The organism is Acinetobacter sp. Root1280, from assembly GCF_001425285.1.
GTDB lineage: Bacteria > Pseudomonadota > Gammaproteobacteria > Pseudomonadales > Moraxellaceae > Acinetobacter > Acinetobacter guillouiae.
This window is the reverse complement of sequence record NZ_LMED01000001.1, coordinates 205393-218523: the sequence shown is the minus strand read 5'-3', so window position 1 is coordinate 218523 and position 13131 is coordinate 205393. Positions and strand designations below refer to the sequence as shown.

At 37.0% G+C, this 13131-nt stretch carries 14 protein-coding genes; 5 read left to right on the top strand and 9 right to left on the bottom strand.

The window, feature by feature from the left end; translation table 11 throughout:
* Positions 1 to 6: 6 nt before the first annotated feature.
* On the bottom strand, positions 7 to 2016 hold the full coding sequence (gene mutL / locus ASC84_RS01015; RefSeq protein ID WP_056510813.1) for a DNA mismatch repair endonuclease MutL: 2010 nt from the start codon (positions 2014 to 2016) through the stop codon (positions 7 to 9).
* A 65-nt stretch (positions 2017 to 2081) separates the two neighbouring features.
* Positions 2082 to 2540: a tRNA (adenosine(37)-N6)-threonylcarbamoyltransferase complex ATPase subunit type 1 TsaE gene (gene tsaE / locus ASC84_RS01010; protein WP_056510810.1), complete on the bottom strand. Its 459-nt coding sequence runs from the start codon at positions 2538 to 2540 to the stop codon at positions 2082 to 2084.
* Positions 2541 to 2687: 147 nt separating this feature from the next.
* Here tsaE and ASC84_RS01005 point away from each other — a divergent pair, with 147 nt between their 5' ends.
* The 3 genes from ASC84_RS01005 (at position 2688) to ASC84_RS00995 (ending at position 4562) form a co-directional block, all read left to right on the top strand.
* Positions 2688 to 3605 (top strand): pseudouridine synthase, encoded by a 918-nt coding sequence (locus ASC84_RS01005; protein ID WP_056510808.1) that lies wholly within the window; start codon positions 2688 to 2690, stop codon positions 3603 to 3605.
* Between the two features lie 107 nt (positions 3606 to 3712).
* On the top strand, positions 3713 to 4024 hold the full coding sequence (locus ASC84_RS01000; protein ID WP_004720870.1) for a type II toxin-antitoxin system RelB/DinJ family antitoxin: 312 nt from the start codon (positions 3713 to 3715) through the stop codon (positions 4022 to 4024).
* 94 nt (positions 4025 to 4118) lie between these two features.
* Positions 4119 to 4562 carry a GNAT family N-acetyltransferase gene (locus ASC84_RS00995; RefSeq protein ID WP_004720871.1) on the top strand — a complete coding sequence of 148 codons (444 nt, stop codon included), beginning with the start codon at positions 4119 to 4121 and terminating at the stop codon, positions 4560 to 4562.
* 23 nt (positions 4563 to 4585) lie between these two features.
* Here the strand turns inward: ASC84_RS00995 and ASC84_RS00990 are convergent, their stop codons facing one another.
* From ASC84_RS00990 to ASC84_RS00980, 3 genes are all read right to left on the bottom strand, one after another.
* A complete protein-coding gene (locus ASC84_RS00990; RefSeq protein ID WP_056510805.1) occupies positions 4586 to 4921 on the bottom strand; it encodes a peptidyl-tRNA hydrolase in 336 nt (111 codons plus the stop codon).
* 2 nt (positions 4922 to 4923) lie between these two features.
* The gene (locus tag ASC84_RS00985) at positions 4924 to 5646 is read right to left on the bottom strand and encodes a pseudouridine synthase (RefSeq protein WP_056510802.1); all 723 of its coding nucleotides are present in this window, start codon (positions 5644 to 5646) and stop codon (positions 4924 to 4926) included.
* Between the two features lie 109 nt (positions 5647 to 5755).
* Positions 5756 to 6664 (bottom strand): NAD(P)/FAD-dependent oxidoreductase, encoded by a 909-nt coding sequence (locus ASC84_RS00980; protein ID WP_056510798.1) that lies wholly within the window; start codon positions 6662 to 6664, stop codon positions 5756 to 5758.
* Between the two features lie 102 nt (positions 6665 to 6766).
* Here ASC84_RS00980 and ASC84_RS00975 point away from each other — a divergent pair, with 102 nt between their 5' ends.
* Positions 6767 to 7225: an Rrf2 family transcriptional regulator gene (locus ASC84_RS00975; protein ID WP_004720880.1), complete on the top strand. Its 459-nt coding sequence runs from the start codon at positions 6767 to 6769 to the stop codon at positions 7223 to 7225.
* A gap of 108 nt (positions 7226 to 7333) precedes the next feature.
* Entirely contained in the window at positions 7334 to 7792 is a 459-nt protein-coding gene (locus tag ASC84_RS00970; RefSeq protein ID WP_056510794.1) for a DUF441 domain-containing protein, read from the top strand.
* Between the two features lie 206 nt (positions 7793 to 7998).
* On the opposite strand, the gene ASC84_RS00965 is transcribed toward ASC84_RS00970, so the two are convergent.
* The 4 genes from ASC84_RS00965 to ASC84_RS00950 all read right to left on the bottom strand — a co-directional run bounded on the left by ASC84_RS00965 (position 7999) and on the right by ASC84_RS00950 (position 12631).
* Entirely contained in the window at positions 7999 to 9012 is a 1014-nt protein-coding gene (locus ASC84_RS00965) for a sensor domain-containing diguanylate cyclase (protein ID WP_056510791.1), read from the bottom strand.
* A 460-nt stretch (positions 9013 to 9472) separates the two neighbouring features.
* Positions 9473 to 10693, bottom strand: a complete 1221-nt coding sequence (gltS, locus tag ASC84_RS00960) for a sodium/glutamate symporter (RefSeq protein WP_004720888.1) — start codon at positions 10691 to 10693, stop codon at positions 9473 to 9475.
* 331 nt (positions 10694 to 11024) lie between these two features.
* Entirely contained in the window at positions 11025 to 11477 is a 453-nt protein-coding gene (locus tag ASC84_RS00955) for a hypothetical protein (RefSeq protein WP_056510788.1), read from the bottom strand.
* A gap of 170 nt (positions 11478 to 11647) precedes the next feature.
* Positions 11648 to 12631 (bottom strand): ion transporter, encoded by a 984-nt coding sequence (locus ASC84_RS00950; protein WP_056510785.1) that lies wholly within the window; start codon positions 12629 to 12631, stop codon positions 11648 to 11650.
* Positions 12632 to 13131 lie beyond the last annotated feature (500 nt).

The following is a 13131-nucleotide window of genomic DNA, read 5'->3' as shown; positions in this document are numbered from 1 at the left end:
GTACAACTACTCTCCTCGAGCAAATAATTTATCTAATTGGGGTAATGGAAATGCTCGCCATGTTGGTCGACCATGATTACACTGACTGGCAAATTCTGTGTGTTCCATTTGACGCAACAAAGCATTCATTTCGGAAAGACTCAGCATTCGATGAGCACGCACTGCACCATGGCATGCCATGCCTGCTAAAATTTGATCACGCTTTTGCTGTAGCGCCTGCGCTTCATCATTTGGATCTAAATCATTGAGTAATTCAGGTACCAAGGATTCAAAATCTGCTTTATGTAAAATCGCAGGCACACCACGTACAATCACTTGATCATCACCATATTGATCAATTTCTAGACCTAAGCGTTCCAACTGTGGTTTTAAATCATCAACACGGGTTGCCTGCATACGGGTAATCGAAATAACTTTAGGAATAAGCAACTGCTGTGAGGTCCAAAATTCTGGTTTATCCCATGCAGATTTCATTTGTTGTAACAAAATACGTTCATGCGCTGCATGCATATCGACAATAATCAGTCCTTCCGTATTCTGTGCAAGAATATAAATTCCATGTAATTGCGCTATTGCAATTCCCAACGGATATTCATCAACCTGATGGACCTGTTTATTTTGGATTTCTTGTACAGATCGCTCATAGGACGCTTGATCTGTTAATTCTTGATCAGCATCCCCAGACTCACGTAAAGGGGCTAAATAGCTTTTCAAGGCGTTATTGAGTTGTTGAGTGCCTCGATACTGCTGTTGTGGTTCATAGTGGGAATAATTGACTGTTTGGGCATGTCCATCACTAAAATCTGTTAGACCACTATGCTGTATAGACCCATCTGAATTGCTTCGGTTATTTTGATCACTTACATCTTGCTCAGCTGGCGCATTGCGATGCAAATGAAATTGTTCCTGATAACGTGGCTGTGCTGGCAATGCTTGATTTTCTTTTGCGCTATCCTGCTTCATTGCAGAAGACAAATCCGCAGTTGCAGTTTGGAATTGAGATAAGGTGTCTTTAGCAAAATGTCGTACAAACTCATGCACTTCACGCTGATTTAGGAAGCGAATTTCATGCTTAGTTGGATGCACATTCACATCAATATTTTCAGGATCAACTTCTAAAAACAGCAAATACGCTGCATGTTGATGCCCATGCAAAATACCATCGTATGCCATACGCAAAGCATGAGAAATGGTTTTATCTTTGACGATACGACCATTCACATAGACATATTGCAAATCGGCTTGTGCACGCGCATCTGAAGGATGTCCTAACCAACCTGATAAACGCATACTAATACTGTCTGCATCTATCCAGTAAGCATTTTCAGTGAATTGGCGACCTAATAATTGCTGTACCCGTTGAAATCTTAGCTCACCACTATCTGCAATCGGCAAATTAAGGCGAATATTGTCATTATGTTCTAAAACAAAGCGGATATCGAAATGCGTAAGTGCCATTCGACGTACAATTTCTTCAATATGACCAAATTCAGTACTTGGTTTCTTTAAAAATTTACGCCGCGCAGGCACATTAAAAAACAAATCCTGAATACGGATATGTGTACCTTGTTGGGTTGCTACCGCTTGAATATCTTGATGATCAAATGCTGTACCATTGACTTCCAGTTGGTAACCAACACCTGAATCATCCTGACTACTGGTTAAGGTTAAACGCGAAACCGCTGCGATAGATGCAAGCGCCTCACCACGAAAGCCCAAACTCACAATTGCATGTAAATCTTCAGCAGATTGAATTTTACTGGTTGCATGACGGGTGACTGAAAGTGCTAGATCCTCAGCGTGAATACCTCGACCATTGTCAATAATTTCAATCAGGGTACTGCCGCCATTTGCCACACGAATAATCAGCTCAGTCGCACCTGCATCAATCGAGTTTTCAAGCAACTCTTTCACTACCGATGATGGTCGTTCAATCACCTCACCTGCAGCAATTTGGTTGGCCAGTGCTGGATCTAGATTTTGGATACGTCTTAAACTGATATCTTCGCGTTGCATTCAATTAACCTAAAAATTTAAATAAATTAAAATATATGATGGGCTTAAAATGCTGAAAACATTGATCAAGTCAACGCTTCAATCAATTCAGCAGAAATACTTTCAATGACCACTTCTCGTGCAGCTTCATCTTCTGTTTTTAAAATGCGAATGACGTGATCTGGCTGTGGAATTTCATCACCGCCCTTAGAAGGCCATTCAAATAAGAATAAAGCATTCTTGACCTCTAAATAATCACGAATACCCATCAATTCAAGCTCATAAGGATCATTTAAACGGTATAAGTCAAAATGAAACACCTCTTTCGCATTGATATTATAAGGTTCCACCAAGGTATATGTTGGACTTTTAACCGCACCTTGATGACCTAAACTTTGCAACCAATAGCGTGTAAGTGTGGTTTTACCTGCCCCCAAGTCACCGATTAAATAAATCACGCCTTTTGCAATATGTTGAGCTAACTTTTGTGCCAACATTTCGGTGTCTTGTTCATTGCTCAGACTTAATTTATATGAATATTGCATAACGCTCACGACATGATTCAAACCAGACAATATGATAGCATTGCGTGACTTTAAAACCTATGTTGCATTGTTTAGAAATCATGTTTTGATACTTTCCAACACGCTTAGACAACTCACTTTAAACTTATCTGCATAAAAAATACGCTTATGAAACCCGTCACCGCTCTTTCAGAATATCAACCACCAATGAGAGATGGCGTAACTGCATCAAAAGTTTATCTCCCCAAGCTAGCAGCTTTACCTAAAAATTTATTCAGTTATTTATGTGAACATTTTCCACATATTTCAGCCAATGAATGGCAACAACGTTTTCAAGAGCAACTCATCATCGATATACAAGGTCAAGCATTAACGGTTGATCAGCCTTATCTAGAGAATACCCATCTTTACTACTATCGATTTTTACCCCATGAAATTCATGTGCCATTTCAAGAAAAGATATTGTTTGAAAATGAAGATTTAATTGTCGTAGACAAGCCTCACTTTTTAACCATCAGCCCATCAGGGCAATATATACAAGAAACATTATTAGTTCGTTTAAAAAAAACCACAAACAACCCAGACCTCACCCCAATCCATCGCTTAGATCGGGAAACTGCTGGCGTTGTATTGTTTTCTAAACGCCCTCAAACACGTGGTTTATATCAACAAATGTTTGCTGAGCGACAAGTCAATAAGACCTATCAAGCGATTGCTCAATTCAATGCTGATTTAAAATTTCCATGTGCTGTTGATTTGAGAATGGAAAAGGGTGAACCCTTTTACACCATGAAAGTTGTTGAGGGAAAATCAAACTCATATACCGAAATTAATCTAATTGAACACAATCAAATTTGGGCAAAATACTTACTAAAGCCTACTACAGGTAAACAACATCAATTACGGGTACATTTAAATTGGTTAAATATTCCAATTAAAAATGACCCTTTTTACCCGCAAGTTCTACATAAAAATGCTGCTGATTTTTCACAACCCTTACAGCTGTTAGCCAAAAAAATTGAGTTCCTTGACCCAATTACACAAGTCGAATATTGCTTTTGTTCTGACTATGAATTGACACTGTAATTTTGACGTAATGACAAATATATGACTTTTTGACGATTAAGCATTGAAATTCCGAAAGCTTTGATTAAAATAAGCATTCAAACTCAAATTTTGTTTGGTTACTATTCATGAGAAAAACCGAAGTCTATCAAGTACGCCTTGATTCACAAGAAAAAAAACTAGCATTTGCTGTTTTTAAACAATTGGGGATTACGCCTGCACAAGCAGTTCGACTGTTTTTTAAACAAGTCGTCATCACAAAATCCATCCCTTTCGCCATAGAAAATCAAAATATCAATATGGATCAGTTATTCAAGCTGAGAAAACTTAAGCAAGACCAACAAAACGGGCAACTCAATTCTTCTGTTGATTTAAATGATGACGATGAAGATCTATTTGCAGAGTTAAATGCCATCTTGGGTGAAAGTGACAAAAAATAACACTGTCGCATTTTTAAACAAATAATTAAGTTTACTTTTCTATTTTTTGGTTATGCTCTTTTGCAAAGATAAAAATCATTGCAAGGAGTAATAAATGATCGTTAGACGAGCGACCAAAGAAGATTTAAATCAACTTGCTACTTTATTTGATGAATATCGCCAATTTTACGGCGCATCTTCCAATATCCAAGAGTCCTTTAATTTTTTAAAACAACGTTTTGAAAATCAAGAAAGTGTTATCTTTATTCATGTAAAAGATGATGTTTTTACAGGCTTTGTGCTGTTATACCAAGGCTTTTCATCTGTTTCTTGTTCAAAGTACTATATTTTAGATGATGTTTATGTAACACCTGTTTTTCGTCGACAAGGTTCTGCCAAACAACTGATTGATACTGCAATTCTGTTTGCACGCCATGAAGATGCGCAACGGATCAGTTTAGAGACCCAGAAAAACAATTACCATTCACATCAGCTGTATGAACAAATGGGCTTTGTTAAAGACAATGAATTCCAGACATTTCATTGTTTCCTCAAGTAGTTTTTTTACAATGCATTTTTTAATCAATTCAACGTAGGTTTCCACATCTTTGCGAATTTAAGTACATTGGGTACCGTGTCCTGTGAAATAGGAAAGACCACAGCACAGGATTTTTTAGCATCCAATACTGTACTTTCATGCCCTAAATAACACTTTAATTGAGCAATTTTATCAAATTCTTTTTGATTCACCTTGACCACAACTTTACGAAAAGAATGTTCTAACCAATTTTTATAACTTTCGACATCAGCATCTTGAACGAATTGTAAATGCGCAGCCAAGACTGCGTGTGCAACAAGGGTTGGAACCATAAAGTCTGGCATTTCATCTAAAACAGCAATATAGAGCTTTAAAGCCATGATCAAATCACTATTTGTTCATTTTGACTATTTCTAGCAGCATTCACCTGATCTTCTGTCAAATAAACCCACTCACCTTCAACTAATTCTTTGAGTGCTAATTGCCCGACTTGTGCACGATGCAAGCTTTCAACCTTATTCCCCACAGCAGCCAACATCCGTTTGACTTGATGATAAACCCCTTGGTGCACAGTGATTTGTAATGCATATTCAGCCAAGCGCTGTACATCTGTTGCTGCAAATGTACCCTTTTCATTGCGTAATTCTACACCCTGTTCAAGTTGTTGAATCTGATCATCTGTAATCGGATCTGCTGTTTGTATTTGATAAACTTTAGCCACATGCTTTTTAGGATGAGTCAATGCTTGCAAAAACTGCCCATCATCCGTCAGTAACAATAGACCCGTCGTGTCCTGATCTAAACGACCAACAGTTTGTAAACCACGGTTCATAAGGACATCATCGAATAAATCAAAAACACTAAAATGGTGTGTTGATTGATGGGAACATTCGTAGTCCTGCGGTTTATTTAAGGCAATATAGACTTTTTCACGGTATTGAAATGTTCCGCTATAGACTGAAAATACTAGGTTTTGAGGATCAAGTTTAAATTTGGGGTCGGTAACGACCTCGTTTTGGATTTGAATTGCACCATTTTTAATGAGTTGTTGGCAATGCTTACGTGAACCAAAGCCTTGTGATTGCAACATTTTTTCCAAGAACATAAATCAATACCTTAAAAAATTCACGATACATTTTAAAGTATCGTGAATTGAAACCCAAACAACATTCAGGCTTTTTTTAGCCTTATTGATTAATCAATAGATGCTTTTATCAGGTATTAAAGATAAATGACTTATGTACAGCAACACCTGCTAGTGCCCCATCTGCGACTGAGAAAGCAACTGACCCACCTGAACGGGTAATATCGCCACAAGCATATATCCCTTTAAGATTGGTTTCTTTCATGGCTGTGGTTTGAATGGCTTCACTATATTCATTTACATCAAGCACTATCCCCAGTTTTTTAACCCAAGGAGCGTTGATGCGCATAAAAGTAGAGACGAATAATCCATCTAATTGAACCTGCTCACCATCTTCAAAAACTAAATCACAATGATTGTGTATTTTGACAATTTTGCGTGTATCCAATTTCACATTTCTTTGTTTAAGTTGCTCAAGTATGACGGGATCTAATTCAGCTTGTGAAATTGCATCATTTAAAAATAAAGTGGTATTGCCCCAGTCGGGCAACATCAGTGCCATATGGATCGAATGTAAACCTGAACATAACATTCCAAGCATCCCCAGATTTAACTCATAGCCATCACAGTATGGACAATGAAAAATGCTTTTCCCCCACCGTACTGCTAAACCATCGATTTCAGGTAAATCATCTTTAACACCTGTAGCAATAATTATTTTTTTGACTTGAATGGTTGTACCCGTGTCATCGGCTTGGTCTATTTGAATCTCATATTGCTGCCCGACAGCCCTCACATCGGTGACTGATGCGTTAATACATGACAAAGTTTGATATTTGTCCAACTGTAATTTTGCATCACGAATAATTGCTGCTGGCGTATTGCCATCTTGGGTTAAGAAATTATGCGAATGTTCAGCAAAACGATTACGACGCATGCCTGCATCAATCATTAACACTTTTTTTCTAGCACGAAGCAATGGTAATGCTGCTGATAAACCTGCATAACTCCCACCAATAATTACAACATCGTAGTTCATTTTCAACACCAATAAGTAACTTTAAAAGTTACTATATTGAGTTATTTTTATATTTGCAACTTTTAATGTTACAATTAACAAAAGAGCGTTGACTTAAGAACTATGCGTAAAGACAGTAAGCTTTCTCGAATGTTGCATGTGCTATTACATATGGCCCGTGAAAAAAAACCGTTCACCTCTGAACAAATTTCAATCATGTTAGACACCAATCCTGTCGTAGTACGTCGTACCATGTCTGGTTTAAAAAAAGCAGGCTTTGTCCATGCAGACAAAGGCCCCGGTGGTGGCTGGACCTTAGTACAAGCTTTAGAGGAAATATCTTTATTTGATATTTATCAGGCTGTTGGAGAACCTACTATTTTTGCCATTGGCAATGAACAAGAAACACCCAACTGTCTGGTTGAATTGGTAGTGAACAAGGCTTTAAACCAAGCCATGCAAGAAGCACAAAATATTTTAATACAACAGCTTAAATCAACAAATCTGTCTAAACTGGCCCAAGACTTTGAGTATGAGTGGAATTTATTGGGTGCTGAAACTGAAAAATTTATTGTCCATTAAATCCGCACTCGGCGGAATTTAAATGTGAATCATCGCCTGACAAGACAAATTCACATGCTGCTTTTCAGTATAATGGGGTGATGTATTAATTTTTAATGATGAATATTGATGAGTCTTTCTAGTCTGGACCTAAATTTAATTGTGCTCCTTGTTTTACTGGCCTGCGGTATCTTTAGTCACAATACTGCGGTCACCATTGCAGCTGGGGTTTTGATCGTCTTTAGAATCACACCTTTAAGTGAGTTTTTCCCATTATTACAAACTCACGGTTTAGAAGTCGGCATTATTATTTTAACCATTGGCGTGCTTACTCCAATTGCCAGCGGCAAAATCCCCGGTGATGTCATTTTAAAATCATTTATGCATTGGAAATCATTAACAGCCATTGCGATCGGTTTATTGGTTGCATGGTTAGGTGGTCGTGGCGTTTCCTTAATGACCAGCCAACCCAATGTCGTTGCAGGCTTATTGATTGGAACAGTCGCTGGAGTTGCATTACTCAGAGGTGTTCCTGTGGGTCCCTTGATTGCTGCAGGAATCCTATCTTTACTGATTGGAAAAACTTAAGGTATATTAAAATGTCCTTACTTAAAGCTGATCTGACAGTTATCGATATTCTATTGAGGCTGTCAGGTTAAATTTGAGCTACATTCAATTGATAAATACTTGTACATACTTATTTGCAGATACTTTCAATGCATATGCTCCAAATAATTAATATTAAACAAACCTAAACTTCACTAAAATTTATTTCCTATTAAAGATCTTAAATCTCAAGTATTTAGATTAATCATTTTTCTAGAACGTTTATGTTCATACATTTTAAGGTCTGCAAACTCAATCAACTTATTGAGTTCAATACCATCTTCAGGAAATAAAGCCAGACCTACACTTGCACCCATAGTCAATTTGACGTTTTCAAATACAAACGGTAATCCACACGCCTCAACAATACGATTCATGACTTTTTTTGCCAGCTCTTGATCGCCAAGACTACTTAATATCACTGCAAACTCATCACCACCTAAACGTGCAACCAAATCATCATGTCGGGTAATATTGACGATACGTTTACCAATTTCTTTTAACGCCTCATCACCTAAACGATGTCCATATTGATCATTGATTGGTTTCAAACCATCCATATCAATAATCAAGATTCCAAGTAGCTTTTGTGTACGTTTAGCCTGTTCAACACCTTGTCTTAAACAATCAAGAAACAAAGCACGATTAGCAAGTCCTGTTAACTGATCCTGTGTCGCAAGCTTATAGAGTTCTTGAGCACCAAACTTACTGGCATGATACATCGCAGCAGCAATCAGTTCAGACATGAGTGTAAGTAAATTGATATCACTTTCTTTAAAGGCATTTACCCGTTCTGAATAAATTTTTAATACACCAATCGGTTCATCACAATGAATTAGTGGTACAACAGCCATAGAACGCAGCCCAACCCGTCTACATGCTTCACGATCTACACGCTCATCAGTTTCACTGTCTTTACAATATAAAGTCGTATTCTGCGCGATACAAAGCCCTGAAAGGCTAGAATCCATCTTCAAACGTAGGCCTAGAAATTGATTTGCACCATTCGAAACGGCACGATAAACCATATCACCTTCTTCAGCGAGCTCTACAATTGCACCTTTTGCATGGGTAATCAATTGAACTTGCTCTGCCACTAAGGTCATGACAGCATTGATATCTAAGCCCAATTTTGCAATTGCTGTCTGCGTCTGAATCACTGACAGTAATTGTTTTGAGGTTGGTTGTTTCGTTTTAGACATACATCATCCTAGACGAGTGTGATCCAATTTAAGTATATAAGCTCAAACTCTACACTGATGAAATAAATGCAAGTGCCTAACGCTGACTTAATTTCAAAGCTTGAACACGTAAAATATATCAAATACAGAGTTTGTGGCATACATATTATGATGATTCATATTTAAAGTATATTACTGTGTTCATTAAATTTTTGAGTAAAACTTCAATCCGTTACATCCTTTAAGCGTTGATCTCGCTCAAATATTCAATTCCTCATCTAAGTGTTTTTGAAAGTTTAAAGTCACTAACAGAAAACCTTAGTCTAAATCACGATTTACTACACCTATATAAATCTTATAAAACAGTGTGAGATTCAATAGAGTAATGATCAAACTGATTTAAATACAAAAAACAGCCACTTTCTTGTGGCTGTTTTTTTCAAATCCTAAAGTCATCACATCGCTTTTTCTAAAAGAACATTTAAAAGAACTTTGTAATGGTTTGAATGACCACAGCATTCACAATATCAACAAAAAATGCGCCCGTTAGAGGAATAATTAAAAACGCTTTATGTGATGGTCCATAAGTATTCGTTACCGCTTGAATATTGGCAATGGCAGTCGGTGTTGCACCTAAATTTACCCCACACTGACCTGCACACAATACTGCAGCATCATAATTTTTACCCATAACTCGAAAAGTGACAAAAAATAGATATAAAGCAAGAAAAACAGTTTGAACGATAAGAATAATTACCAATGGACCAGCTAAATCAGCAAGTAACCACAATTGCAAAGACATCAAGGCGATAGCTAAAAATAATGCCAGCGAGGCATTACCAAACACATCAATGCAACGGTCAAACAGTTCAATTTTAAATACATATTCCAGTGTATTACGTAAAAACACCCCACAACCCAATGCCCATACAAAAGTCGGTAACTCAAACCATTGTCCTTTAGCAACACCCGTCATGAAATTAGCAAACACGATACACAGTGCAAACATTCCTATGGTTTTAACCGCATCATCGGCGGTAATCAAACGGGTTTTTTCTGGATATTCAAATGGCGCTGTTTCAGCAGATGGAGGAGCTTGCATACGCGCTGCTGATGGCGCTATTTCTTCAGCCAATTGATAACGACGAATCAGAAATTTTGCAACTGGACCACCCATCATTCCACCAATGACCAGACCAAATGTCGCACTCGCCATTCCTAAGACAATCGCACCTTTGATACCATAATTTTCTTCAAAAATACTGCCCCATGCTCCAGCGGTACCATGCCCACCAGTTAGAGTGACGGATCCTGCAATCAAGCCAATCAAAGGGTTTAAATCGAGTGCGGTTGCCAAACTTATCCCAACAGCATTTTGCAGTAGCACATAAATCACTACGCAGACCATAAAAAGAAGCAGCGACTTGCCCCCTTCTTTTAACTTAAGTAGACTTGCACTCAGTCCAACAGAAGTAAAAAACATCAACATAAAACTTTGTTGAATATTGGCATTAAAATTTACGGTTAAATTAAATTGCTTAAAAAGCACAAAAGTTACAGCAGCAGCAATTAGCCCACCCACGACAGGTTCAGGAATATTATATTGCTTTAATATACTGATCTTATTTACTAGAAAATAACCAATAAAAAGAACGGCTACAGCAATTGCAATCGTGCCAAAAATATCAACATTAATGTTCATTGTTAACCATTCAAAACTTTTATGGCGTTATTAATACTTAAATTTACTCAATAATTCATTAAAAAATATGTAAAAAATAAATTTAAAACTCTTATTCGGCTATTCGTTGGTCAAAATATTTAGAAGAATTTTCATCGTTATACAGATTGAATTTATCGTTGTTATTGTGAAGCACTTAGCGCAAATAAAGCGAGCATTGATTCGTCTCAGCCAATTTAAGAATGGATAGTGCTATGCAGATGATGACCTAATTAAACCTTGATAAAGGTACATAAGAATAGAAACAAGGAAGCGCTGCGCTTCCTTGTTTCTATTCTTATAAAGTATTTATCTATTTTTTAACTTCTATTTCAGCAGCAGAATTTGAATCATTTTTATACTCTGACATTGTCAATAATTTAGAGCTTTCTAAATGATCATCAGCATCAAAAATCATTTCATAAGAAGTTTTCTTCCCATTAAAAGCTGATTCTGTTGGTGTGCCAATAATTTCCCAAAGTCCAAAAGTGACAACATCTGCCGCACCATGCCAAACCGCACGGCTTATTTTATTGGCCTTTGAATACCCTTGCATAAATGTGTAAATTTCATAACGTTTACCATTTTTAAATTCAGATGTAATAGGTGCCCCAATTTCAGCAATAATTAAACTACGATCTACACCTTTATTAAATATTGATAAATCTTTTTTTGTCGGTTGCTTTGTTGCCATGACAGCAGCGCAGCCTGTATTTAGAGAAATTACAGCACATAAAATAATTTTTGATAAACTTTTGATTTTCATACTTCATTACAATCCAATGCGTTATGTCGACAATCCATTCTTTTGTTCAGTTGTAATTGCCTGATCATTTACATTGTATCTGAAGTGTAACTTTAGAAAAAGTTATTTTTAATCGTTACACTTCACTTTCTCATTTATTTTTGATTGTATAAATCCCTTTTGAATCATACTCACTCAGGTAACTTATAACCGCAATTTGGACAGAAACAATACTTGTTTTTTTCTCTTTCCAATTCCTGTTCTTTACGTTCACGAATCAGTTGTAAAACAATATCTCGCGTCTGTTCAGCAGATAAGCCAACATCTCTACGAATATCATCAATCTTGTCTTCATCATGAATGATGTCAATTTCACAGCTTTCTAACAGATCTCGAAACTTTAACTCCAGTTGTTGCTTTCTTAATTCCAACTCATTGGCTAAACCATTTGCCAAGATACCAGCGGGTAAAGCAGCCAATCCAACACCGAGTATGGTAATCAAAGCACCAAGGAAACGTCCAAGTGGGGTAATTGGCGTGACATCACCATAACCCACTGTAGTGAGCGTCACCACCGCCCACCACATAGATGCAGGGATTGAGCTAAAGACATCGGGTTGCGCACGACCTTCGACAACATAAATGCCAGCTGCCGCCATCACGATCATAATCACCAAAATAAAAATCACGGCTTGAAATGAACCTTTTTCACGTTCTATAACGCGCAGTAAAATCTGTAGTGAAATAAAATATCGAGTAAGTTTTAATAAACGCAGTAAGCGTAAAATCCGCAAAAATCTCAAATCAATATGTACAAAGAAGTTGATATATGCAGGTAAAATCGCCAGTAAATCGATAATCGCAGCGCCACTAGTCACATATTTCCAGCGTACTCCCCACTCAGAATCAAACGGTTCCTTTTCTGCAACACTCCAAAAACGTAAAATATATTCAACTGTAAATACAATGATTGAAAAATCCTCAAAAGCATCAAAGTAAAGCTGGTAGGCTTTATAAACATCATTGATTGATTCTAAAAGTACCGCGACAACATTACCAATGATTAGAAAAATCAAAGAAAAATTGATCGCACGACTAAACCACGTTTCATAATCTTCATTATGCAAATTGTCATATACAAATTTTCGGAGTGTGTACCAAGCTGTGAATCGCATGCATTATTCTTTATTTTAAAGATAAATCATCTTAATACTTCTCGATTTAATTGCACATCTTCAGCTGCTTGAGTTTACAATTTTGTTGATTATTTTGACTGTTAAAGCATCGAACTCAAAGTATAAATATATCTTATTCATTGCATAATTTTTTGTTATACAATGGGGTCTGTTGATAATTCGTCTATGTTTGCGACTACGTGTGTTTTTTAGGCGATACTAGGCACGAAATACGAAATTTAGTCATTCTAAATAAGTAGTTCGTAACGACGTAGCGGCAAAAAACACGCTAGTCCCCCGCTGCGCCTTGCGCTGCAAACAAAGCAGTGCTTTGTTCTTGCTCAGGGTTGTGGCTAAAATTATCTCAGCCTTCGTTATGAAACTCGAAAATAGTCTCGCTATTCTCTTCGTTTCATGCCTTGTCTGCTCAATTTTAACCTACAACGCAAGCCATTTATGAAATGTCTACAGACCCTAAATAAGATTACAATGTCTTATTG